Here is a 24,632-nt window from a genome sequence, read left to right on the forward strand (position 1 = left end):
ATACAAATATTCTTGTTATTTGTGGGATAGATTATTATGGTGGATATCAATATGATAAACAGAATGCGAGGGTTTGCTTGAAAAACGCTGATTTACACCATTTTTCGACATGTAAGATTGTTGGCATGATTTTTGCACGTTTACAAAAGCTATAGCTACAGTGAGGTCTAATAATTAGTTTGGACGGGAGGAAACAAAATGGCATATACGGTTGTAGGGAAAAGTGTCAGAAGAGTTGATGCTGTAGCCAAAGTGACAGGTAAGGCCAAGTATACGGATGATTTTTCTGAACAAACTATGCTGATTGGAAAGATTCTACATAGTCCTTATGCTCATGCGATTGTTAAATCGATCGATGTCAGTAAAGCAAAGGCCCTGCCTGGAGTAGAGGCTGTTTTAACATATAAAGATCTGCCTCAAATTCGATATGCTACGGCCATGCCCGGAGTTATAGAGGCTATTGCTACGGATGAAGTGGATGTAGCCGAGCTTAAATATGGAACGGCAGGACATCCCTTTTCGCTGGATGTTAGTCATCGGGATAAAGAGGACCGTTATATCTTGACACCGAAGGCACGATTTGTTGGAGATAATATCGCAGCCGTGGTTGCGACGGATGCTCTTACTGCTTCGAAGGCCTTAAAGCTGATTGAGGTTGAATACGAGGTGTTGGAAGCTTTAACAAGCACTGATGCAGCTCTTAAAGAAGGAGCTCCTCTAATCCATGACGACTGCGAACGAAATATTCTGGCATCGAATGGATATGAAATTGGAAATGTTGAAGAAGCCTTCAAAGAATCGGACCATGTTATCGAAGGGGAGTACGAAACAAGCATTGTTCAGCATTGTCATATGGAAAACCAAGTTTCTCATGCCTATGTCGATTCGGATCGAAGAATTGTCATTATGACCTCGACTCAGATTCCTCATATTGTTCGTAGAATCGTCGCCCAGTCGCTCGGGATTTCCTGGGGCCGGGTGCGGGTGATTAAGCCTTATATTGGGGGCGGGTTCGGTAATAAGCAGGATGTTTGTATTGAACCTCTGAATGCGGCCATGACCTTAGCTGTGGGCGGACGTCCGGTAAAGCTTGAGCTTACTCGGGAAGAGGCCATGATTGATACTCGAACCCGTCATGCATTTAAGTTTAAAATTAAGACCGGAATTAACAACGATGGGAAAATCAACGGTATACATATATCGGCTGTTTCGAATACCGGAGCCTATGCTTCGCACGGCCATTCGATTGCGGGAAGCGGAGGCGGCAAATTCCGCTATCTCTATCCGACCAAGGCTTTAAAATATGACCCTATAACGGTTTATACTAATTTGCCGGTGGCTGGGGCGATGCGAGGATATGGAACGCCACAAATATTTTTTGCCTTTGAATCCCATATCGAGGATATCGCCAAAAAACTACAGATGGATCCCATCGAAATACGGAAGAAGAACCTTGTCAATGCGGGTTTCGTAGAACCATTAAGTAAAAATACGATTTGGAGCTGTGAAATCCGTGAGTGTATTGATAAGGGCCGGGAATTGATCAAGTGGGATACCAAGAAGGCTTTGTATAGGGAACAAAGTGGAGATAAACGCCGGGGATTGGGCATGGCTTGCTTTAGTTATGCTTCCGGAACTTATCCGGTTGCATTAGAGCTTGCCGGGGCAAGGATTGTTATGAACCAAGATGGTTCGGTTCAGTTGCAGTTGGGTGCGACAGAGATTGGCCAGGGAAGTGACACGGTCTTTGCGCAAATGGTCGCAGAAGTTCTGGGAATTCCGATGTATATGGTGCATGTGATATCCACCCAGGATACAGATATTACCCCCTTTGATACAGGGTCTTATGCTTCGAGGCAAACCTACGTATCAGGGATGGCTATTGAAAAAGCGGCCTTAGAGGTTAAGAAAAAGGTTCTTGATGTTGCCCATAGGATGACGGATATACCTGCTCATCGCTTAGATCTCAAGGAAGAGCACGTTGTGTTTAAAGAATCAGGTGAAAAAGTCCTGGCCTTGGAAATTGTCGCAATGCAGTCTTATTATGATAGAGTTCACGCCCAACCAATTACCAGTGATGTCTCAAATAATGCACGCATCAATGCGATCCCCTTTGGGGTAACCTTTGCGGAAGTGGAAGTGGACATCAAGACCGGGAAAATTAAGGTTTTAGAGATCTATAATGTGCATGATTCGGGTAAAATTATTAATCCTCTCTTGGCGGAGGGGCAGGTTCATGGCGGAGTTAGTATGGCAATCGGCTATGCTTTGTCCGAACAACTGCTCTTTGATGAGAAAACAGGTAAGCCTTTAAATAATAATTTATTAGATTATAAACTTCCTACGATCATGGATACTCCGGATATCGGAGCAGCTTTCGTGGAAAAAGAAGATCCTACAGGACCTTTTGGCGTTAAATCTCTTGGCGAACCTCCCATTGTTTCTCCTGCTCCCGCTATCCGCAATGCTGTGCTGGATGCAACGGACGTGGCCTTTAATCGGATTCCTATGAATCCACAACGCGTTTTTGAAAAGTTCAAAGAAGTGGGATTAATCTAGTAAGGCGGTGATGAGATGTACGATATTAAAGGATATTACGATGCAGAAACAGTAAGTGAAGCTGCTGCGATGCTTGCGGAAAACTCCGATCTGAAACTTATTGCGGGTGGGACGGATGTTCTCATCAAAATGCACGGAGGGCAGCTTGAAGAGGCTGAACTCCTGAGCCTTCGCAAGATTAAATCCTTGGAAAGTATTCGTGTTGCAGATGATGGGACCTTGGTTATCGGTGCGATGGCCACCTTTTCAATGATTTTCAACAATCCTATTCTTCGGGAGGTCATTCCGATTTTAACCCAAGCGGCTGTCTCTATGGGAGGTCCGCAAATCAGAAATATTGCAACCATTGGCGGAAATGTGTGCAATGGAGCGACGTCTGCAGATAGTGCTTCTTCATTGTTTGCCCTGAATGCCCGGTTGAAATTACAGCATAAGAACGGGGAACGCATCGTTCCGATCCGCGAATTCTATTTAGGACCGGGCAAGGTTGCTTTGAATCCGGGGGAAATTCTCACCGAAATTCTTATTTTACCAGAGGATTACAAAGGGTTTGGCGGACAATATATCAAGTTTGCTATGCGGGAAGCGATGGATATCGCGACGCTTGGAGTGGCGGCCGTATGCAAACTGCAGAGCGGATATTTTGCTGAGGTTAGAATTGGGCTTGGGGTTGCGGGTCCGACTCCCTTAAGGTGTCTTGAGGCGGAAGAGTATGCCAAAGGGAAGCCTGTTTCATCTGAAACTTTAGCGGAGATTGGTAAGTTGGCGGTTAAATCAACAAAGGCGCGAACCTCATGGCGGGCCTCGAAAGAGTATCGGGAGCATCTTGTGGAAGAACTCACGCAAAGAGCTCTGAAAATAGCCATTGTCAACGCAGGAGGTGCGGAACTTGTTTAAACGAATTGCCTTTACGGTAAATGGGAAATCTTACAATTTTGAGGTGGATGTGCGCGAATCGCTGCTCGATGTTTTGAGAAGTCACTTAGGCTTTACCGGTGCCAAACAAGGGTGTGGGGTCGGAGAATGCGGGGCTTGCAGCGTACTCATTGATGATACTCCTTATGATACCTGCATCTACCTGGCAGTTTGGGCAGATGGTAAGGATATTAGAACCATTGAGGGTGTAGCTGAGAAAAATGGAGAGCTTTCTGATGTCCAGAAAGCATTTGTTGAAGAGGGGGCTGTCCAGTGTGGTTTCTGTACCCCCGGACTGGTGCTGACGACTACGGCTCTGAAAGAGAGTGGCAAAGACTACACTAGAGATGAACTGAAGCGGGAACTCTCGGGCCATTTATGCCGTTGTACGGGCTATCAGAGTATTTTGAAAGCAGCTGAAAAGTCTTTGGAAGGGCATGTTTGTACCTGCGTAGATAGTCCCCATTATAGAGGCGAGTAAGGAATTTACTTCTGAAGGGGTTTTAGCTTCTTCTGAAGATCAAATAAATGAAAACAACTAAAAGAATTGAGGAATGATGAATAATGATGAGTGACAAAATGATCCCGATTCCCTTTCAGAAACTGATTAATTGGACATTTGAGGAATATAAACGGTCTCAAACAATTTTTGGTGTATCCGACGTGAAGTTTTTTCGAAAAAATAGTGGCGGACAGATTCAGCTTTTCGGCGAAACTATGGACACTCCGGTAGGCCCGGCTGCTGGTCCGCACACTCAGCTCGCTCAAAATATTATTGCCTCTTATTTAAGCGGGAGCCGTTTCTTCGAACTAAAATCAGTCCAAATCATGGATGAATTAGAGATTCCGAAGCCTTGTATTCTGGCTGAGGATGAATGTTACAACACTGAGTGGTCTACAGAGCTTCCGATTATGGGTGCTTTTGACGAGTATGTAAAAGCCTGGTTTGCACTTCATGTTTTACAAAAAGAGCTGTTTGGTCAAAGCGATCGCGGCTTTATGTTTAATATGAGCGTAGGGTATGACCTAAAAGGAATCCAATCTCCTAAAGTCGATCAATTTATTGAGGGGCTTAAAGATGCTTCGGGAACCGCCGTTTTTAAGGAGTGTCTGGCTTCTTTGCTTGAGAACATTGATCAGTTTAAGAACATTGATAGATCCTATATTGAACAGATTTCCCCAAATATTTGCACATCCATCACTTTGTCGACCATGCATGGCTGTCCGCCGGCGGAAATTGAAGCCATCATAAAGTATTTGCTCAGTGAGAAGAAGCTGCATACCTTTGTTAAGATGAATCCGACCCTTTTGGGTTATGAGTATGTAAGGAATACCTTCGATAAAATGGGATATAAGTATATTCTGCTCAGGGAAGAATCCTTTACCCATGACCTCCAATTTACGGATGGAGTAGAGATGCTAAAACGTCTTAAAGTATTTGCCAAAGAGCAGCATAAAGACTTTGGCGTTAAGATGTCCAACACGCTGCCGGTGAAAATTGGCCGATCGGAGTTGCCGGGCGAAGAAATGTATATGTCCGGACGAGCGCTTTACCCCTTAACCATTAACCTGGCTTATAAGTTAGCCTCTGAATTCGAGGGGGATCTCAAAATTTCCTATTCGGGCGGAGCGGATGCCTTTAATATTGACCGCATCTTTGAAACGGGTATTCAGCCGATTACAGTAGCTACAACCCTTTTAAAACCGGGAGCCTACATGCGCTTTAAGCAAATGGCTGAAATCTTAGATCCGCTTATGACGAATAAAGAAGCCGGTAAACTTGATATGAACAAATTGCAAGCTCTGGCAGAAAGCGCATTTAATGATGCCAATCATCTTAAAGAAAAGAGAGATTTGATCAACCGGAAAACTGAGCTTAAGCTGCCTGTGCTTGACTGCTTCATTGCGCCTTGTACAGTGGGGTGTCCTATTGAACAGGATGTTCCGGAGTATCTGCGCTTGGTAGGAGAAGGACGGTATGAGGAAGCCTTCGATGTCATTGTTTCCAAAAACCCATTCCCCTTCATTACGGGGACAATTTGTACTCACAATTGTATGACCAAGTGTACTCGTTTGGACTATGATGAATCCGTTCATATCCGCGGACAGAAATTAGTGGCTGCTGAAAAAGGATATGATGCCTACATGCAGAAGATTCCTGCGCTTAAACCCGAGTCCTCCGCCAAAGTTGCCGTCATTGGAGCGGGTCCTTCCGGTCTGGCTGCCGCGTATTTCCTTGCCAAAGGCGGCCTGGAGGTCACTGTTTTTGACAAACGGGCGAAAGCCGGCGGTACGGTTGAATACGTGATCCCGGAATTCAGAATTTCGAGAGAAGCCATTAACAAGGATATTAAGCTTATTGAAAAGATGGGCGTCAAGTTTGAATTTGGAATTGATCCGAATTTTTCCGTGGCGGATTACAAGGCAAAAGGATTCAAGTATGTCTATGTAGCAATCGGTGCAGGGAAAACCAATAATCTCGATATCCAAGGGGATACAGAGCAAGTAATGGGAGCGATTCCCTTCTTGGAGTCTTTTAATGCCAACAAAGATGCTCTGAAACTTGGCAAGAACGTGGCGGTTGTCGGGGGCGGTAATTCCGCAATGGATGCAGCCCGTGCTGCTCTGAGAGTGGAAGGTGTAGAGAATGTCTACATTGTTTATCGCAGAACCAAAGACTACATGCCTGCAGACCATGAGGAATTAATCTATGCGGAGGAAGATGGGGTAATCTTTAAGGAACTTCTGGCTCCGATTTCCTTAACAAAAGGTGTCTTGAAATGTCAGAAGATGGCATTGGGTCAACCGGATGCCTCGGGACGAATGAGACCGGTCGCTGTAGAGGGCGAGTTCGAAGAATTGCCGGTTGATACCGTTCTCTCGGCGATCGGAGAACTTATTGATTATGATGTCTTGAAAAATAATGGCATCGAAATAGGAGAAAAGGGTAAAATCCTCGTTAACGATGAAACTCTGGAAACCAGCGTGGAAAATGTCTTCATTGGCGGAGATGCCCTTGTTGGCCCCTGGACTGTGGTCGGGGCTGCCAAGCATGGCACAATGGCGGCTAAAGCCATTCTGGAAAAAGAGCAGCGTGAATTCAAACAGGAGTATACATCAAACATCTCCTTTGATCATCAAAAACAGTTATTAGAGATCGCTGAAAAGAAAGCAGTAATGAAGCCTGTTGCTGATCACAAACTGGAATCTGACAGATGTTTAGAGTGCAACAAAGTGTGCAATATCTGTGCCGAGGTTTGCCCGAACCGTGCTAACCTGATGATTCCGGTTAATGGTAAAGGTTTAACCAATATGAATCAGATCCTGCACGTGGATGGGATGTGTAATGTCTGCGGTAACTGCGGAACATTCTGCCCATATTCCAGTGAACCCTATAAGGTCAAATTAACTCTGTTCTGGACTGAGAAGGATTTCAATGACAGTCCTAATATCGGCTTCTATTTCTTAGACAATGGATCTAAGGGTGAATTTATGCTTCGCTTAGATGAGAAAATAACTAAGGTGAAGTTTGATGAATCAGGCAATACGGATGTGCCGATGGATGAGAAGATGGCGGCTTTTGTCTGGACCGTTTATAAAGACTATGAGTATCTGTATAAAGTATTAAACTAATGCACATATTGAGAGAGGCCGAACTTTCGGGTTGGCCTCTCTGGATCTCAAATTAAATAGGGTAAGGTAGTTTGCTTTCGGTGGATTTTTTATTCGTGATCGAAAAAATTGACCCTTATATTAAAAAATCTTATCATTAAGGTATAGGTGTTTATCATAATGATAAGATCTACATAACCATCTTTTACCTCAAAACTCGGCATTTTTTCGAAAAGAGAGTCTGAAGTTCGAATAAAATTTATTATTATGATAAAGATAATTCGAGATCAAAGTAGAAAAAAGTCGTGTTTTAGGCAACTTTAGTCTAATCTGTCGAGTTGGCACGAATATTGCTACTGAAAGAAAGCATAGGCGCGAATTGCTCCTGGCAAGGACCCTTGACCCCAAATTCAATGCTTCGCAGCAGACCTTGGTTACAGAGGCTTTTAAGTTTTCTGAAGAGGTCAAGGCGAAGTAGACCCCTTGAATTAGTTGCGGGACTTACTCAAGGACAAGCATCATAAGGAGGTGAACATCGTTTACATTTAATTTACCGCACTGAAAATAAGGAGGAAAGTTAACAATGGCAAATACCAATAATGGAGTCGCACCAGTTGACGAAATGCTACCTGCCGGAAAACTTTTTTTGTATGGATTACAGCACGTACTCGCCATGTATGCTGGAGCGGTTGCGGTACCTTTGATTATTGCAGGAGCAGCAAAATTGACTCCGGCGCAAACTGCCTTTCTGATTAACGCAGATTTATTCACTTGTGGAATTGCTACTCTGCTCCAAACCTTAGGAATCTGGAAAATCGGAATCAAAATTCCGGTAATTCAAGGGGTAACATTTGCTGCTGTAACGCCCATGGTCATCATGGCTCAGACGGGCGGAATGACGATGATCTTTGGCGCTGTTATTGTAGCTGGTCTATTTACGTTTTTAGCGGCACCTTTCTTTAGTAAGTTAATTCGCTTCTTCCCGCCAATTGTTACGGGAACTATTATCACCATCATCGGGGTGTCTCTCTTGCCAGTAGGTATAAACTGGGCCGGGGGCGGAGTAGGTAATCCGAATTTTGGTTCGTTAACCTTTATTTTCATTGCGACAGTCGTACTTGTAAGTATTCTTCTGATCAACAAGCTATTTACAGGCTTTCTCTCTCACATCGCCGTATTGCTTGGGTTAATTATCGGCCTTATAGTAGCCATCCCCTTTGGCCTGGTCAGCTTTGCGGATGTGGCTGATGCTCCTTGGATAGGCATTACAACACCATTTTACTATGGATTACCTATCTTTGATATCGGCGCGATTATCTCCATGATTTTGGTTATGTTAGTTGTTATGGTTGAATCTACGGGTGATTTCCTGGCTATTGGTGAAATGGTCGGTAAAAAGATTGGGCAAGAGGAACTTACTGCAGGTTTAAGAGCAGATGGATTAGCGACTGCTCTCGGTGGTGTCTTTAATGCCTTCCCTTACACTGCATTTGCCCAGAACGTAGGCTTGGTCGGCTTAACCGGCGTAAAGAGCCGTTTCGTAGTAGCAACTTCCGGTTTGATCCTGGTTGTTTTGGGACTATTCCCCAAGATGGCTACGATTATCGCCTCCCTGCCTAATGCAGTTCTTGGCGGAGCTGGAATCGCAATGTTCGGTATCGTTGCTGCAAGTGGAATCAAAACTCTTGCTAAGGTGGACTTCGAAAAAAACCATACCAACATTTTTATTGTTGCCATTAGTATAGGTATTGGTGTGATTCCGGTTATGGTTCCAAACTTCTTCCAAAACTTCCCGGCCTGGAGCCAGACGATCATGCACAGTGGTATCACATTAGGTTCAATCACGGCAATTATCCTCAATGCTTTCTTTAATGGAAGCCAAGGGGCAGGAGACTTAGACGAACTCAAAGCGAACGCAGGAATTCGTGAGTAATGTGCCTGGGGGGAGAGAGAATCCTCTCTCCCTTTTTTCCATGCTATACTAGTCAGAGTATAAACTTGCGTTATATACTACTTTGAAAAATACTTCTCAAAACTCCTGAAGAATCTTACAGACCCAAGGAACCTATTTTCATCATTTGCTGGTGCCACGGCAGGCGGCTACTCTTAAAAATTAAAGGCCCGAAAGACATGCAGAAGAATCCCTAGACCTGCAAGCAGGGCAGCTTCGTCCACAGAAGCGAACCCATTGCATGGAGAGGCGGTAAAAGCCCACAAGACGGTGCGGGGAGACGGAGCCACGGGTTCACATCAGACCAGCTAATAGAAGTCAAGAACTTTTTCAATGAATTCACCCTTTTCACCTGTTTGAAAGAATGGTATTGCAAACAAAGCCATTGAAAAGCCGAACAATGACTAAAATAAGGGTCTCTAGTCGCTCGGCGCTAGCCAGGCAAACTCTCTTTGGTCGTGGGTGATTCTTTGGGGCAGAAGAGACTTTGCAGTCTTTAAGCGTCTGGCTACTGTGCTCGTGTCAATGGGATGCCAGCGAGCATATCCTTGGCCCTAAAGGCCTCCGGTATCCCTCGTGTCACCCTTGACACGAATTAGACAATCTGTCTTCATTGAACATGGTATCAGGCCACAGCTTCACGAATCTTTGTTGCTCTCCAAGCTTGGTGGTCCTCGGGCTTTCTAAGTTCGTAGGGTTTTTGGTCACGTAGTACAGCAAAGATATAATGAAGAAGTTTGTGCATGACAGCAACGAGGGCTACTTTTTTCTTCTTAGTGACACATTTCGAGGTATAGAATTCCCGCAAGACAGGATTAAGTCCACCCTTACTTGTTGTCCTGATACAGGCCATAGCGATCGTAAAAAGAACTCTTCTTCCAAATCGTGTACCTCGTTTGGAGATCTTGATTTTGTCACCCTTGAATTTGCCAGACTGATTAACGGAGGGATCAATCCCAAAGAAGGCTGTAAAGGCTTTGGGCGATTTAAAGAGACTAACGTCTCCAATCTCTGCAATAAGCGTAGCCGCTGTTAAAAAACCAATGCCAGGCATTTCATCGAGAAGCTCAATATTCCGTCTTGCTTCTACTGGAAACTCATTAGACTCAATCATTTTATGGATTTGTGCTTCAATCCCATTGATACTGGCCTGTATGCTCTCGATACCATCAATATGAACGTTGATTTTAGCATCAAGTAGCGAGAATTCGCTGGGCAGTGAAGAACTAAGTTGAGCGCATTCCTGAAGTTTTCTCGCTTTCTCAGAAGCCCACTTAGTACCGTGTCGGCTTGTTTGTGAGATTAAGGAAGTAAGTGTCTCTATATCCGCCTCCTTAACGGCTCTTGGCGAAGGGTAGTTCTTTAGAACCGTTAAAGCTGTTTTTCCAAGGGCTCCAGAGAATACATGAACGAATCCCGGAAAAAGCAGGTAAAGATCCGTACAAAGTCGGTTCTTCATCTCCGTGAGCAGATCAGAATAAGTGTAGTAATCCCTCGTCATCATCCGTAGCGCTAGAATTTGGGGTTCAGGAACTATTGAAACCTTTATATCCTGATATTTAGCGAGCTTAGCAATAGCTACGGCGTCGTTTTTATCATTTTTCACTTTTCTTATGTCGATATTCTTGGTAGAATGAACACACAAAGGGTTAAGTACAAAGCCCTTGAAGTCATTCGATTTCAAGAAGAAGAAGAGTGGTAAATGAAAGATACCCGTAGATTCTACGAAGTAGATGGGCTTTCGTTCTAACCGCTCTTCTTCCTTTTTTAGAATCTCGAGCAGTTTATGAAAACCGGCAGGACTATGATCAATCCTGAAAGGCTTACGGATGAGTTCACCATTGGGAGCAAGCATAGCAACGATAGAGAACTCGGAAGAAGCATCAATTCCGATAACGAAGTCATTCAAAAAATGGGACAAAAAAACACAACCTTTCGAAAACGATAAATCAGAGTATCCACAAATAAGAATGGCAAACAGCCTTGCTTTTGAAACGGGTAACACTAAACGTCGTGACCCAACCAGCTAACCATTGAATCATTCTTGTGGAGTGACACGCTGATGTACGGATAAGTCCTAAAAAGGGATCCAAGGTACTGCACACGTCTATCTCTCTGACAAAAATGATTATAGCATTTATGTTTGGGATAGTGTGGTCAAACCCATCTGAACAATGATGATTGTGTTTTCAAAGAACGTTCGGAGAGGTTTTAACCCACAAACCCTATACTTATCTTACAAGGTATTACCCGGAGGTTTGGCGAAGTCCCGCACCGGCGAGTGGGCCAGCCTCGGAATGCTGAGGTAAGCGGATGTGGGCGAAACTGCCCGACCCGAGGGCACTCTCTTTTTCATCCTCTGCTGGTACCTGAATAAACAACTCAACGAAGGGGCTTTAAAAAATGACCGTCGATTTATCCGTTGATTTTTGCGGAATAAAACATGAGAACCCCTTTATCCTGGCTCCTTCGCCCAGTACAGATAATTTGGAGCTCTTGATTCAGGCTTTTGAATCAGGTTGGGCTGGGGCAGTCTTGAAGACCGTTGCTTTTAATTCCAGAATTGTCAGCCGTGTATTCCCTATGGTTACGCGTGTGGAACAAGAAGCAGCTTTTATTGGCTTACAAAATATTGATCTTGTTTCGGAACACTCGGTAGAAACTATTGAACAAAATGTGCGAATTCTCAAAGAACGGTTTCCGAATAAGATCGTCATCCCTAGTATCATGGCTTTCACTAAGGATGACTGGCAAACCTTAACCAAGCGTTTTATTGCCGCAGGTGCCGATATTATTGAATGCAGTATCTGGCATCCCCATGGAACTGAATGGACCCTGTGTACGAAGGTAGAAGAGCCTGTAGGGACTGAGCAAATCGCGAGTTGGGTCAAGGAAGCGGCGGAAGATGTTCCTGTTGTCATAAAATTATCTGCGCTGGATTCAGATATAATAGCTACAGCTGAAGCGGTCGAGCGCAGCGGTGCTGACGGAGTCAGTGCCATCAACACCATAAAAAGTATTACCGGTGTAAACTTGGATACCCTGATTCCTTATCCCAACATAGCCGGACTTTCAACCTATGGGGGACTTTCCGGTCCCGCTTTAAAACCGATTGCTCTGCGCTGTACGGCCGAAATCGCTCAGAAAGTGGATCTGGATATTGCGGCAAGCGGTGGAATTACAACTTGGCAGGATAGTGCCGAATTCCTTCTTCTGGGGGCCAGTACCTTACAAATATGTACGGCTGTTCTGCGTTTTGGCTTAGGAATCATTGAAGACCTGAAACAAGGGCTGGAAAGTTGGATGGTCGAAAAAGGGTTTCAGAGCCTAACGGATGTCATTGGAAAGTCACTGCCATACTTGGTAGAACATTCTTGGCTGCCGAGAGGGATTCAAGTGGTTGCTCATATTCAAAAAGAAATCTGTGATACCTGCGGGGCTTGCTACACTGCTTGCCGGTCCGGCGGACATAATGCAATAATCTGGACTAATGGATTTCCTGAGGTTGAAGCAGATAACTGCATTGGCTGCGGTATTTGCCGCGCCATATGTGCTTTGAACGCGATAATTTTGATCCGACCTGGCAGAGAACTAAAATGTTCGCCTTTAGTTTAGTAATCAAATAGAGGCGCGCTTGTCGGATATTAAAATAGGTTTAAGCTCACGAACAGATTATTTATAATAGAGAGGATGAATGTTATATGCTATTGATTGCTAATGGTACGGTTTTAACCCTCGGTAAAAGTAATCAGGTTATTCAAAACGGCGGGGTTCTAATTCAAGACAGTAAGATCTTAGAAGTAGGTTCGACCCAAGATTTAAAAACCCGGTTTCCCGATGCGGAGTTTATTGACGCGCGCGGAAAGCTTATTATGCCAGGAATGATTAATACCCATATGCATCTCTACAGCACATTTGCACGGGGAATGGATGCTAAAAGCAAGGCCCCTCAAAACTTTGGAGATATCCTAGAGGGACTTTGGTGGAAACTTGATAAGCTTCTGACCCTTGATGATGTTTACTACAGTGGCCTGACTCCTTTGATTGAGTGTATCAAGACAGGGACGACGACGATTATTGACCATCATGCCAGCCCGATGGCGATTACAGGAAGTTTGGCTACTTTAGCTAAAGCGGCTAAAGAAATGGGAGTACGTGCTGCCTTCTGTTATGAAGTCTCAGACCGGGATGGAGACGCGATTGCTCAAGAGGGTATTAAAGAGAATGCCGATTTCATTGCGGCGTGTCAGGCTCAGCCGGACTCTATGGTTGCAGGAATGTTCGGGCTTCATGCTTCGCTGACCTTATCCGATCAAACCTTGACTAAATGCGGCGAGGAAGCCAAGCGACTGGGCGCAGGATTCCACGTTCATGTTGCCGAAGGAAGAGAAGACTTAGAGGATAGTCTCTCTAAATATGGCGTGCGGGTTGTCGAGCGATTAGAAAAGTTCGGGATTTTAGGACCGAAAACCATTGCGGTACACTGTGTCCATATCGATGATCATGAAATCGATCTTTTAAAAACAACTCAAACTCAGGTTGTCCATAATCCGGAATCAAATATGGGCAATGCCGTAGGGGTAACCCCGGTTCTAAAAATGCTCGCTGAAGGGGTTAAAGTGGGTCTGGGTACCGATGGCTACACATGCGATATGTTTGAAAGCGGCAAAGTTGCCAACGTACTTCATAAACACGCCGCAGCCAATCCAAGTGTCGCCTGGGGCGAGGTGCCGCAAATGCTCTATGGAAACAACCCTGAGATCGCCGCGGATTTGTTCGGAGGGAAATTTGGAGAATTGGCCGAAGGATTTTGGGCGGATGTTATTGTGGTTGATTATGTGCCGCCAACTCCTCTGAATTCAAATAACTGGACAGGGCATCTGCTCTTTGGAGTTTCAGGCCGGTCGGTTGAAACAACGGTTATTAACGGACGTGTACGCATGCTTGACAGGAAACTCGTCGATATTGATGAAGAAGCTATTGGTGCTCGTTCCAGAGAATTAGCCCAAGCACTTTGGAATAGAATTTGAGGTGATCTTGATGAAGAATGTGTTAGGACTCCGCTGTATTGATTGCGGAAAACAAGTTCCTGCTCAAGCGGGAACATATACCTGCCCTACCTGCGGCAAAAAAGGCGGGATCATGGATGTTGAATACGATTATAAAGTCATCAATCAGCTGACTTCTCGTGAGCAATTAAGCCAGTCCAAAGACTATTCAATTTTTCGTTACCTGCCTTTTCTTCCGATTGGTCCCGATTCCGCTCGTCCTCATCTAAGAGTAGGCTGGAGTCCTCTTTATAAACCACAGGGGTTAGGGAAGAGTCTGGGAATGAGTAATCTGTATGTTAAAGATGACGGACAAAATCCGACAGCTTCCCTGAAGGACCGCGCTTCGATCATTGCTGTTATTAAAGCAGTGGAGGAAAAGGCTCCGACGGTTGCAGCTTCGTCCACGGGAAATGCCGCCTCTTCCTTAGCAGGCAGCGCGGCTGCTATGGGTATTAAATCGGTTATTTTCGTCCCAAGCCGCGCACCCCAAGGGAAAGTCGCTCAGCTGCTGATCTTTGGAGCGACGGTGATTAGTGTACAGGGTTCATATGAGGATACCTTCAGACTTTCGGCGGAAGCGATCGAACGCTTTGGGTGGTATAATCGAAATGCCGCTATTAATCCTTACTTAGTTGAAGGTAAGAAGACAGTTGCTCTGGAGATTGCAGAGCAGTTGAACTGGGAAGTACCGGATTGGGTAATCCTTTCGGTTGGGGACGGCTGCACCATTGCAGGTGTTTGGAAAGGTTTCAAAGACCTTTATAATGCCGGGTGGATTGATCGTTTGCCTAAAATCGCAGGAGTTCAATCCACAGGATGCTGCCCTCTCGTCGATGCCTTCCTGGAAGATCGTCCTTGGGTTCCTAAGGAAGAGAATACCATTGCCGACAGTATCGCGGTTGGTGTGCCCCGCAATCCGGATAAGGCTTTAAACGCTGTACGCGAATCGGGCGGCACTATGATAGCCGTTTCTGATGAAGCTATCCTGGCGGCCATGCGTGAACTGGGCAGAACGAGCGGTATTTTTGGAGAACCTGCCGGTGTGACCGGTACAGCGGGACTCAAGGTCCTGGTGGAAAAAGGGATTATCGGAGCCGACGAAAAGGTTGTTTCGATTGTGACGGGTAATGGATTAAAGGATGTTCAAAATGCGATTAAGGCTGTTGGCGAACCCATCAAAGTTGATCCATCCTTGGAAGAATTGTTGGTTAAATTAAAAGGTAAAGTCTGATCGACGCTTGATGCGCGTGGCACAAGCGCGATAAGCAGAGTTCTAGTCGCGTTAGGCAAGGCTTGGAACGTGAGTTGCAATAAGTGAAGCAAGAGGATGAGGAGCGAAGAAGGAGTTCCGAGCCTCGAAAATTAAGGAGGTCCACTTATGAAAAGTCTGATTGATTTAACAATTAATGAAGAGCAGCTTAAGAAAACGGTTCAAAGTGTTAAGGAAAAGGACATTGTTATTCCGACTTTAGCACAAATGAAAGACCCCAATAAAATACCTGAATCCGTCAAGGAAAAATTAAAGAAGACTGGGCTATGGGACGTCAATCCGATTAACTTATTCAGAATCTCCTGGAAAAATCAGCCTGTTAAAGAAGGCGGTTTATATAATCAGTTGCCGAACTATATCGAAATTCCCCCTGCAATTTCTGGGGTTAAGGCTAGAATCTTTGCTATGTCAGGAAAGTATTTTCCAACGGGCGCCCATAAAGTTGGAGCAAGCTTTGCCTGCTTAGTCCCTCGTTTAGTCAGCGGACAGTTTGATCCAAAATACCATGAGGCAGTATGGCCTTCTACCGGTAACTATTGCCGCGGCGGGGCTTATAATTCCGCTTTATTGGGCTGCAAATCAATTGCTATATTGCCGGAGAATATGAGCAAAGAGCGTTTTGAGTGGCTGAAAACAGTTGCCGGAGAGGTTATAGCAACCCCTGGCAGCGAAAGTAATGTTAAGGAAATATACGATAAAACCTGGGAACTCCGAAGAACCCGTGATAACGTAGTCATCTTTAATCAGTTTGGAGAATTGGGTAATCACTTATGGCATTATGAAGTCACCGGCAATGCTATGCACGAAATTATCAAAGCGGAAATCGGCCCGAAGGGAAAAGTTGCGGGTGTATGCTTAACATCGGGTTCGGCGGGTACGCTGGGCAGCGGAGATTACTTAAAAGATCAATATCCACAGGCTAAGATCGCCGTAGGCGAAGCCTTACAATGCCCGACGTTACTGAATAATGGTTTTGGCGAACACCGGATTGAAGGGATTGGGGATAAACATATCCCTTGGGTTCATAACGTTAAAAACACAGATATGGTGATAGCCATTGATGACAATGACAGCTTAGGATTGTTCCGTCTTGTTAATGAACAGGCAGGACAAGACTATTTAAGAGAGCAGGGAGTTTCTGAAGAGGTTATCGCCAAGCTTTCCTGGATTGGAATTTCCGGTGCGGCAAATATCCTTTCCTGTATTAAGTTTGCCAAATACTATGAGTTGACTGAGAATGATATTGTGATGACAGTTCTTACAGACTCTGCTGAAATGTATCAATCAAGGTTACGTGAGATGGAAGAGGAAAGAGGGAATAAATACAGCTCTCTTAATGCCGCTGTTGATCATAACAAAAATGTTTTAGGTATTAGAACAGATTCGATGGAAGAGTTAACCTATCTGACCAGAAAGCGCATCCACAACCTTAAGTACTACACTTGGATTGAACAACAAGAGTATGATGTAAATGATCTGAATGCCCAATGGTACGATTATGATGAATACTGGGGTAAGCTGCACCAAATGGGACCTGAACTGGATCGTCTGATTGACGAATTTAATGCCAGAGTACAAGGAGCATGACAAGTTAATAATTCTATTTAGAATCTAATGATCTTAGAGGCAGCGGTTCTTGCTCAGGAACCACTGCCTCTTTTTAGAAAGGGTGAAAGATATGTCAATCTTAATAAAGAATGCTTCCTATATAATTACCTTCAATGACCATGACGAACTATTGGAGAAAGCTGATCTTCTCATAGAAGACAACAAAATTATTGCCCTTGGACAAAACCTGAGCTTACCTTCTTCGGAGAAACCTCAAATTATTGATGCTCATGGAAAGGCCGTGCTGCCCGGATTAGTAAATACTCATCACCACCTCTATCAGACCCTGTTTCGTGGGCTGCCGGAGGTCCAAGGTATGCCGCTGTTTTATTGGCTTGTCAACCTTTATGAATTTTGGCGTCATATCATTCCGGACGCGGTTTATTACGGAGCAATGGTTGGTTTTAGTGAGCTTCTGCGCACAGGATGTACTTTGACAACAGATCATCATTATGTTTTCCCGAAAGGACAAGCAAGCAATCTGATTGATACTCAAATTACCGCGGCCCATGAGATCGGAATTCGTTTTCATGCGACCCGCGGTTCAATGTCCTTAGGGAAAAGCGAAGGCGGGCTGCCCCCTGATGAGGTGGTTCAAGACTCTGAGACCATACTCAAGGATTCTCAGCGCCTGATTGAGAAGTATCACGATCCTTCACCCTTTGCGATGACAAGACTAGCGCTTGCCCCCTGTTCCCCATTTTCTGTAACCCTCGACTTAATGCGTCAATCCCAAATTTTAGCGCGGGAAAATGGAGTTATGCTGCATACACATTTGGCCGAAACGCTTGATGAGGAAAAGTTTTGTTTGGAACGATATGAACGCCGTCCGGTCGAATTGATGGAAGATGTGGGTTGGATAGGACCTGATGTTTGGTTTGCTCATGCAATTCATCTTAGTGAGCGGGAAATCGGGCTTCTGGCTCAGAGTGGATCGGGAGTTGCCCACTGTCCAAGCTCGAATATGAAACTGGGAAGTGGTATTTGCCCTACGTCAGACCTGGTCAAAGCGGGTGCTAAACTGGGGATTGCCGTCGACGGAAGTGCCAGTAATGATGGTTCGAATATCTGGGAAGAAGTTCGGAGAGCCTATCTTTTGAACCATTTACGCTATAAAGATGAAGGTCTTTCCGCCTATGAGACTCTGAAATGTGCTACGCGCGGGGGAGCGGATGTTCTTGGCCGTCCGGATACCGGGCGTCTGGAAGCGGGCAAAGCTGCGGATATTATTCTGATTGATCTCCAGGATGTGGCCTACGCAGGCTCTCATGACCCATTAGTCTCCATTGTGTGCTGCGGAAATCATAGCTTAGTCGATACCACGATTGTCAACGGGAAGGTGGTTGTACGAAAAGGACAGCTTCTTACCCAAGATACTGAGGAAATACGCAGCAAAGCACATCAAGTCGCATCCGAAATAGTACGGAAAGAGCGAGGCTTGAAAAAAGCATGATCGAGGGACGGTCTAAATTGTGAGCGAGCCGGCAACCGAAATTGCAAATCGATAGATAGAGTGTTGAAATACTCACTAGATACGAAGGAATATCTAGTGGGTTTCTTTTTCTAAATGATCGGTTTCCTATGAGGTATAATCTTTTTACGTTTCTTCGCAGGGCCAAAGCAGAGGTACTCCATCCCAAAACCTGTCAATGGACCGTCCTCTGATGCGTTAGTTGGCACGAAAATTGCATAAGATAATGGTTGTGGTGTCATGGTCAATGAATTGGTTTAGGGGGAGATAGAAGGTCAATAGCTAAAACAAGAAATTGTTTTTCAATACCGTATTAAATGTTCCGTTTTATTGCACAATATGAAAAAAGGGAGAGGTATAAATCATGAATGATAGAATTCAATGGACGAAAAATAGCATGCTGAAGAAATATGGGACTGGTGTTCCAACTGAACTTTTTAACAAACAGGCGATTGATAAGGCGATCAATTTTCACATGACATTTCCGGATTACCAACCTACGCCCCTTCGTCAACTAAGCAAGCTGGCTAACAATTTAGGCGTTGGCGGAATCTATGTCAAAGATGAGTCGTATCGATTCGGACTAAATGCGTTTAAGGCTCTTGGTGGTTCATATGCGATTGGGAGATACTTGGCTCAGCGGCTCAACAAAGATATTAACGAACTGCCTTTCGAAGTTCTGACATCGCCGGAGGTTAAGAAACAGTTAGGCGATATCACCTTTGCTACTACGACTGACGGAAATCATGGCCGGGGAATTGCCTGGACTGCCCGGCAATTACGTCAAAAATCCGTGGTCTATATGCCCAAAGGTTCTTCTCAATACCGGCTCGAACGAATTAGGTCAGAAGGCGCATTTGCTGAGATCACGGATATGAATTATGATGATGCCGTACGTATGACAGCTGAAGAAGCCGAAAAGCATGGCTGGGTTGTTGTTCAGGATACTGCCTGGGAAGGGTACGAGGAGATTCCTACTTGGATCATGCAAGGGTATGGAACAATGTCGGCAGAGTCCCTGGACCAGTTGAATACGCTTGGTGTAGAAAAACCGACCCATATTTTTGTGCAGGCTGGAGTCGGTGCTTTAGCAGGATCTGTACAAGGCTATTTTGCCTCTTTATTTAAGGAAAATCGTCCCAAAACCGTCATTGTCGAAGCAGATCAAGCGGATTGTTTATACAAATCAGCGCTTGCAGCCGACGGTAACCCCCGGGTAGTTGGCGGTGAAATGGCTACGGTGATGGCAGGACTCGCTTGTGGAGAACCAAATCCTATTGGTTGGAATATCCTGCGGGATTACAGTGATATGTTTGTTTCTTCTCCTGACTGGGTAGCGGCGAAAGGTATGAGAGTGCTGGCTAATCCTTTGCTTGGGGATCCAAAAGTGATCTCCGGCGAATCCGGAGCAGTGACCACAGGATTGCTCAGTGTGCTCATGATCGATGATTCTTTTAAAGAAGCACGAGAAGCACTCCAGCTGGACGAGAAGTCTCATGTTTTGGTATTTAACACAGAAGGGAATACTGATCCATATAAATATCGGAGTATCGTATGGGATGGAGAGTTGCCTTCAGGGGGACGTTAATCTAAGCTTGAATGATAAGAAAAGGAAGCACTCTTTTGAGATAAGGTGCTTCCTTTTCCATTTCAAAATGCTGTATACTTAGAAGAGTTATTGAGTAGGAACTAAGCGAAATAGGGCGGAAAATTGCATATAATGTATGTTATAGCTAATAATATGGGGTGTAAAGCATGTTGAATTACCTGCGCAATATTAAGAGTACGGTCCAACAAACTGCTGACGCAATTGCCGCAGCTTTGAAAATTGAAGTTGAAATTGCGGATGCCAACCTAATCCGGATCGCCGGAACAGGAAAGTATAAAAGCCAATGCGGCGGACCTATGGACGATGGTTTTGTCTATCGGCATGTTATTAAAACAGGAAAGCCGGTTATTATTGACAATCCTGGCTTTAATGAACTCTGCCAGCCTTGTCCCTGTAAGGGAAACTGTATGGAGTTTGCAGAAGTGGCTATACCCATACGCATTGGAGAACAAATCATAGGGGTTATCGGATTAGTCAGCTTTGATGAGGAACAAACAAAGCGTCTAATAGATAACAAGCAATCCCTCCTGCTTTTTTTGGAAAAGATGGCTGATCTCCTCGTAGGAAAGGCGGCAGAAATTCAACAAAACCATGACCGGGAGCTTCTGACAAGCCAATTAGTGACCGTGCTGAATTTGTTGCATGATGGAATTTTGTTAGTTAATGATCAGCAGCAGGTGACCCACTATAATACGTTGGCCGCTAAATTGTTGGACATTGATGCGCAACAGGAACAGGCTTTATATCACTTGTTGGATAATAAAAAGCTTTGGCTTGCCGTAGAACGCGGTGAAACGTTTTCTGGAAACATCCAAGGAAAGAGGGTGGCCACACAACTTTACTGTGATGTCATGCCTATTAAAAAGGACGGAACTATTGAAGGTGCAGTCATTGCTCTGAGAGATCTTCAGCAAATTAAGAGATTAGTCAAAGCTGCTACTGTCAATGATATTGAAACCCATTTCTCTCAAATTATCGGAGAGTCCAAGAAGATGAGAGAAATAAAAGCTCTGGCCTTGCATGTAGCGCCTAGTAAGGCAACCCTCTTGATTCAGGGAGAAAGCGGAACAGGGAAAGAACTGTTCGCCAGAGCAATTCATCAGAGCAGTAAAAGAAAAGGGCATACGTTTATCGCTATCAACTGCGGCGCTATCCCTGAGAATTTGCTGGAGAGTGAATTGTTCGGATATGAAGAAGGATCGTTTACGGGTGCTAAGCGTGGCGGAAAACTGGGGAAGTTTGAACTCGCACATAATGGTACGCTTTTTTTAGATGAAATTGGGGATATGCCGCTTCACTTGCAGGTAAAGATCTTGAGAGTACTGCAGGAACGAAGAGTTGAGCGTATTGGCAGTACCCGCTCAATTCCCGTAGACGTTCGTGTGATTGCCGCTACTCACAGGGACTTGGATAACATGGTTAAAACGGGGGAGTTCAGAGAAGATCTCTACTATCGTTTGAATGTTATTCCCTTAACGATCCCTCCGCTGCGTGAACGTTTAGAGGATGTCCCGATTCTAACCCAATTTTACTTAGATTATTACTCCGTCGTGACTGATAGGTCGGTTAGCGGTATTACTTCGGAAGCAATAGACATTTTATCCCGCTATACATGGCCGGGAAATGTACGGGAATTAGGGAATGTCATAGAATACTGCGTGACTATGGTGGCCGGGGGTATGATCACGGCAGATACGTTACCGAAAAGAATCAAAATCGAAGAGCAAACCGAGAGCAAAGATTTGTCTTTAAATCTCAAAGTGTTGGAGCGGGAGGCTATCAAGAGGGCATTAACCTTCGTAAATGCTAATGGACATAAGGAAGATGCGGCTAAATTATTAGGAATTAGCAGGGCATCTCTCTATCGTAAGATTAAGGAATACGAAATCGGTGAGAATCGAACCTTTTCCTAAAAATTACGCTCCAAATTCTGGTTAATACCCGTTTCAAAGCTAGACTTTTGTATCAAAATGAGACTGAACCCGAAGATTGTCGAATTGGCAATAGTTTCAGAGATTTAGTCGTTTCAATTGGTTGAGTAAGTGTCTCAAAATGAGATTAGAGCATTGTGATAATAGAATGATTTCCGGGGAAAGATAACGTCTAATCACAATAAAAAAACGTTTTATGCCCGGTTAAGGTTTGGCATGGTTCTTGCAATGTTTAAATCCATGTAAACCAAAATCATCGAATCAGTGATTAGGCCATCACCAATTAATTAAGGTATTGAAAGGGGATTAATTTAACAATGGAATTTGCTAAAGTTCTCGAACTGGCTAAAAAATACGAGCCGGAAATGAGTCGGTTTCTACGAGACCTTATCGCCATCCCAGGTGAAAGCTGTGATGAAAAAGGGACTGTACTTCGCATCAAAGAAGAGATGGAAAAAGTCGGCTTTGATAAAGTTGAGATTGACCCACAAGGGAACGTTCTTGGTTATATCGGTCATGGAAAACACCTAATTGCTATGGATGCTCATATTGATACTGTTGGTGTAGGAAATTTAGATAACTGGCAGTATGATCCCTATAAGGGCTTCGAAGATGATGAGATCATTATCGGCCGTGGTGCTTCTGACCAAATCGGCGGAATGGCATCCATGGTTTATGCAGGTAAAATTATTAAGGATCTCGGTTTAGAAGATGATTATACACTGGTTGTTGTCGGCTCCGTTCAAGAGGAAGATTGTGATGGATTATGCTGGCAGTACATTATTAATGAAGATAAAGTTGTACCGGAATTTGTAGTAATTACTGAACCGACAGATGGAAAGATTTATCGCGGACATCGTGGCCGGATGGAAATTAAGGTAATGACAAAAGGAGTCAGCTGCCATGGTTCTGCTCCTGAGCGCGGTGACAATGCTATTTACAAAATGGCTCCGATTCTCCAAGAACTTCGCAGCCTGCATGAAAACCTCATGGACCATCCATTCCTCGGCAAAGGCAGCCTGACAGTTTCTGAAATCTTCCATACATCCCCTTCACGCTGTGCAGTGGCTGACAGCTGCTGGATTTCCGTTGATCGCCGCTTAACCGCAGGAGAAACATGGGAATATGCAGTTCAGCAAATCAAAAACCTTCCTTCAGTTAAAGCTGCTAATGCGGAAGTAACCATGTACATGTATGATAGACCTTCCTATACGGATCTGGTTTATCCAACCGAATGCTATTTCCCAACTTGGCTGATTGAAGAAGGACACCCTGTCACCAGCACTCTTACAGATGCTTATAAAGGATTATTCGGTAAAGATCCGGTCGTTGACAAGTGGACTTTCTCTACAAACGGAGTTTCCATCATGGGACGTTATGGCATCCCTTGTATTGGTTTCGGACCAGGACATGAAGACCAGGCACATGCTCCCAATGAGCGGACCTGGAAAAAGGAACTGGTTGATTGTGCAGCTATGTATGCAGCAATTCCTACAATTTATGTTAAGGAATATGCTGATAAAATGCCGAAAGATACAGAGAATTTAGTAGGGATTAAAAAGTAAGCAGCACGACGAAATTTATTGGGTTTGTAGTCATGATTGGCTACTTTAATAAGTAAAACATTATTAATTAGGGGGAAATAATAAATGAATACTGTATTTAGAGGAAGACATTTTCTGAATTTAGAGGACTTTACTAAAGAAGAATTAGATACAATGCTTGACGTCTCTTTGGATCTTAAGAGAAAGTTTGCAATGGGCGAAGATACACCTTACCTGACCAATAAAACCGGATTTTTGATGTTCTTTGAGCAATCTACCCGCACCAGAAACTCAATGGAAGCCGGTATGGCTCAATTGGGTGGTCATGCAGGATTCTTGGATTCCAGCAGCATGCAAGTTGCTCATGGTGAGACTGCTAAAGATACCGCTATTATTCTTTCCCGTTTTGGACACATGATTGCTTGCCGTTATTGTAACTGGGGTCGCGGAAATGCCTACTTAAATGAAATGGCAAAATGGTCTTCTGCACCGATCATGAACTTACAATGTGACCTTTACCACCCATTCCAAGGTTTAGCAGATCTAATGACGATTAAAGAGAAGCTCCCCGATTTACGCCGCAAAAAGATTTCGATCATCTGGGCTTACGCTGAGAGCCATAAGAAACCAATTTCAGTGCCTGTAACTCAAGTTCTGCTCTTCCCTCGTTATGGCATGGATGTATGGCTTGCTTATCCAAAAGGCTGGGAGCTTCCTGAGTGGGTTATTGAACAAGCTAAAGCTAATGCCGAGAAACATGGCGGTACTCTCACAATTACTCACGACGAGGCTGCAGCTTACAAAGATGCCGATATCGTTATTCCTAAGAGCTGGGGCAACTGGGTTACCGACCAAACAGGTGCTTCCGTTACCGGTGCAACTGCAGTTATTGATGATGCTCTTGTTGCCAATAAGAGCTGGAAGTGTACTGAGGCTAAAATGGCTACTGCCAGCAAAGATGTCATGTATATGCATGCTTTACCTGCTGACCGCAACAACGAAGTTGAAGATGCTGTTATTGATGGACCACATTCCATCGCTTATGATGCTGCAGAAAACCGTTTGCATACAGCTAAAGCTGTTATGACATTGTTGGTAGGTGGAAAATAAT

The 24,632-nt window shown here is 44.5% G+C and carries 15 protein-coding genes; 14 read left to right on the plus strand and 1 reads right to left on the minus strand.

Annotated elements, in window-relative coordinates:
* Nucleotides 1–198: 198 nt before the first annotated feature.
* From xdhA to DESYODRAFT_RS06290, 5 genes are all read left to right on the plus strand, one after another.
* A complete protein-coding gene (gene xdhA / locus DESYODRAFT_RS06270) occupies nt 199–2,559 on the plus strand; it encodes a xanthine dehydrogenase molybdenum-binding subunit XdhA (protein WP_007780849.1) in 2,361 nt (786 codons plus the stop codon).
* 15 nt (nt 2,560–2,574) lie between these two features.
* Nucleotides 2,575–3,456, plus strand: coding sequence for a xanthine dehydrogenase FAD-binding subunit XdhB (gene xdhB, locus DESYODRAFT_RS06275; protein ID WP_007780851.1), 882 nt, complete (start codon nt 2,575–2,577; stop codon nt 3,454–3,456).
* Entirely contained in the window at nt 3,449–3,955 is a 507-nt protein-coding gene (xdhC, locus tag DESYODRAFT_RS06280; RefSeq protein ID WP_007780853.1) for a xanthine dehydrogenase subunit XdhC, read from the plus strand. Before xdhB ends, xdhC begins: the two co-directional genes overlap by 8 nt.
* 83 nt (nt 3,956–4,038) lie before the next feature.
* The gene (gene ygfK, locus DESYODRAFT_RS06285) at nt 4,039–7,107 is read left to right on the plus strand and encodes a putative selenate reductase subunit YgfK (protein ID WP_007780854.1); all 3,069 of its coding nucleotides are present in this window, start codon (nt 4,039–4,041) and stop codon (nt 7,105–7,107) included.
* A gap of 562 nt (nt 7,108–7,669) precedes the next feature.
* Complete coding sequence (locus tag DESYODRAFT_RS06290) at nt 7,670–9,019, plus strand: nucleobase:cation symporter-2 family protein (protein ID WP_007780856.1); 1,350 nt, start codon at nt 7,670–7,672, stop codon at nt 9,017–9,019.
* Between the two features lie 643 nt (nt 9,020–9,662).
* On the opposite strand, the gene DESYODRAFT_RS06295 is transcribed toward DESYODRAFT_RS06290, so the two are convergent.
* On the minus strand, nt 9,663–10,958 hold the full coding sequence (locus tag DESYODRAFT_RS06295) for an IS110 family RNA-guided transposase (RefSeq protein ID WP_007780859.1): 1,296 nt from the start codon (nt 10,956–10,958) through the stop codon (nt 9,663–9,665).
* Nucleotides 10,959–11,440: 482 nt separating this feature from the next.
* Between DESYODRAFT_RS06295 and preA the strand changes: the two genes are divergently transcribed.
* The 9 genes from preA to DESYODRAFT_RS06340 all read left to right on the plus strand — a co-directional run bounded on the left by preA (nt 11,441) and on the right by DESYODRAFT_RS06340 (nt 24,631).
* Nucleotides 11,441–12,652, plus strand: coding sequence for an NAD-dependent dihydropyrimidine dehydrogenase subunit PreA (gene preA, locus DESYODRAFT_RS06300; protein WP_007780863.1), 1,212 nt, complete (start codon nt 11,441–11,443; stop codon nt 12,650–12,652).
* 86 nt (nt 12,653–12,738) lie between these two features.
* Entirely contained in the window at nt 12,739–14,067 is a 1,329-nt protein-coding gene (gene ssnA, locus DESYODRAFT_RS06305; protein ID WP_007780868.1) for a putative aminohydrolase SsnA, read from the plus strand.
* 10 nt (nt 14,068–14,077) lie between these two features.
* Nucleotides 14,078–15,319: a threonine synthase gene (gene thrC / locus DESYODRAFT_RS06310; protein WP_007780871.1), complete on the plus strand. Its 1,242-nt coding sequence runs from the start codon at nt 14,078–14,080 to the stop codon at nt 15,317–15,319.
* A 147-nt stretch (nt 15,320–15,466) separates the two neighbouring features.
* Complete coding sequence (locus DESYODRAFT_RS06315; RefSeq protein WP_007780873.1) at nt 15,467–16,945, plus strand: pyridoxal-phosphate dependent enzyme; 1,479 nt, start codon at nt 15,467–15,469, stop codon at nt 16,943–16,945.
* Between the two features lie 91 nt (nt 16,946–17,036).
* Nucleotides 17,037–18,419, plus strand: coding sequence for an 8-oxoguanine deaminase (locus tag DESYODRAFT_RS06320; protein WP_042338282.1), 1,383 nt, complete (start codon nt 17,037–17,039; stop codon nt 18,417–18,419).
* 382 nt (nt 18,420–18,801) lie between these two features.
* A complete protein-coding gene (gene dpaL / locus DESYODRAFT_RS06325) occupies nt 18,802–20,025 on the plus strand; it encodes a diaminopropionate ammonia-lyase (RefSeq protein WP_007780878.1) in 1,224 nt (407 codons plus the stop codon).
* 167 nt (nt 20,026–20,192) lie between these two features.
* Nucleotides 20,193–21,959 (plus strand): sigma-54-dependent Fis family transcriptional regulator, encoded by a 1,767-nt coding sequence (locus tag DESYODRAFT_RS06330; RefSeq protein ID WP_007780881.1) that lies wholly within the window; start codon nt 20,193–20,195, stop codon nt 21,957–21,959.
* A gap of 335 nt (nt 21,960–22,294) precedes the next feature.
* Nucleotides 22,295–23,542, plus strand: coding sequence for a YgeY family selenium metabolism-linked hydrolase (locus DESYODRAFT_RS06335; protein WP_007780884.1), 1,248 nt, complete (start codon nt 22,295–22,297; stop codon nt 23,540–23,542).
* An 84-nt stretch (nt 23,543–23,626) separates the two neighbouring features.
* Entirely contained in the window at nt 23,627–24,631 is a 1,005-nt protein-coding gene (locus DESYODRAFT_RS06340; RefSeq protein ID WP_007780887.1) for an ornithine carbamoyltransferase, read from the plus strand.
* Nucleotide 24,632 lies beyond the last annotated feature (1 nt).

Source organism: Desulfosporosinus youngiae DSM 17734 (genome assembly GCF_000244895.1).
Lineage (GTDB): Bacteria > Bacillota > Desulfitobacteriia > Desulfitobacteriales > Desulfitobacteriaceae > Desulfosporosinus > Desulfosporosinus youngiae.

Coding starts and splice junctions, on each gene's coding strand:
- ssnA (WP_007780868.1), top strand. CDS start 12,739: ATGCTATTGATTGCTAATGGTACGGTTTTAACCCTCGGTAAAAGTAAT.
- DESYODRAFT_RS06315 (WP_007780873.1), top strand. CDS start 15,467: ATGAAAAGTCTGATTGATTTAACAATTAATGAAGAGCAGCTTAAGAAA.
- DESYODRAFT_RS06320 (WP_042338282.1), top strand. CDS start 17,037: ATGTCAATCTTAATAAAGAATGCTTCCTATATAATTACCTTCAATGAC.
- preA (WP_007780863.1), top strand. CDS start 11,441: ATGACCGTCGATTTATCCGTTGATTTTTGCGGAATAAAACATGAGAAC.
- dpaL (WP_007780878.1), top strand. CDS start 18,802: ATGAATGATAGAATTCAATGGACGAAAAATAGCATGCTGAAGAAATAT.
- DESYODRAFT_RS06290 (WP_007780856.1), top strand. CDS start 7,670: ATGGCAAATACCAATAATGGAGTCGCACCAGTTGACGAAATGCTACCT.
- xdhB (WP_007780851.1), top strand. CDS start 2,575: ATGTACGATATTAAAGGATATTACGATGCAGAAACAGTAAGTGAAGCT.
- ygfK (WP_007780854.1), top strand. CDS start 4,039: ATGATGAGTGACAAAATGATCCCGATTCCCTTTCAGAAACTGATTAAT.
- xdhA (WP_007780849.1), top strand. CDS start 199: ATGGCATATACGGTTGTAGGGAAAAGTGTCAGAAGAGTTGATGCTGTA.
- DESYODRAFT_RS06340 (WP_007780887.1), top strand. CDS start 23,627: ATGAATACTGTATTTAGAGGAAGACATTTTCTGAATTTAGAGGACTTT.
- DESYODRAFT_RS06335 (WP_007780884.1), top strand. CDS start 22,295: ATGGAATTTGCTAAAGTTCTCGAACTGGCTAAAAAATACGAGCCGGAA.
- DESYODRAFT_RS06330 (WP_007780881.1), top strand. CDS start 20,193: ATGTTGAATTACCTGCGCAATATTAAGAGTACGGTCCAACAAACTGCT.
- thrC (WP_007780871.1), top strand. CDS start 14,078: ATGAAGAATGTGTTAGGACTCCGCTGTATTGATTGCGGAAAACAAGTT.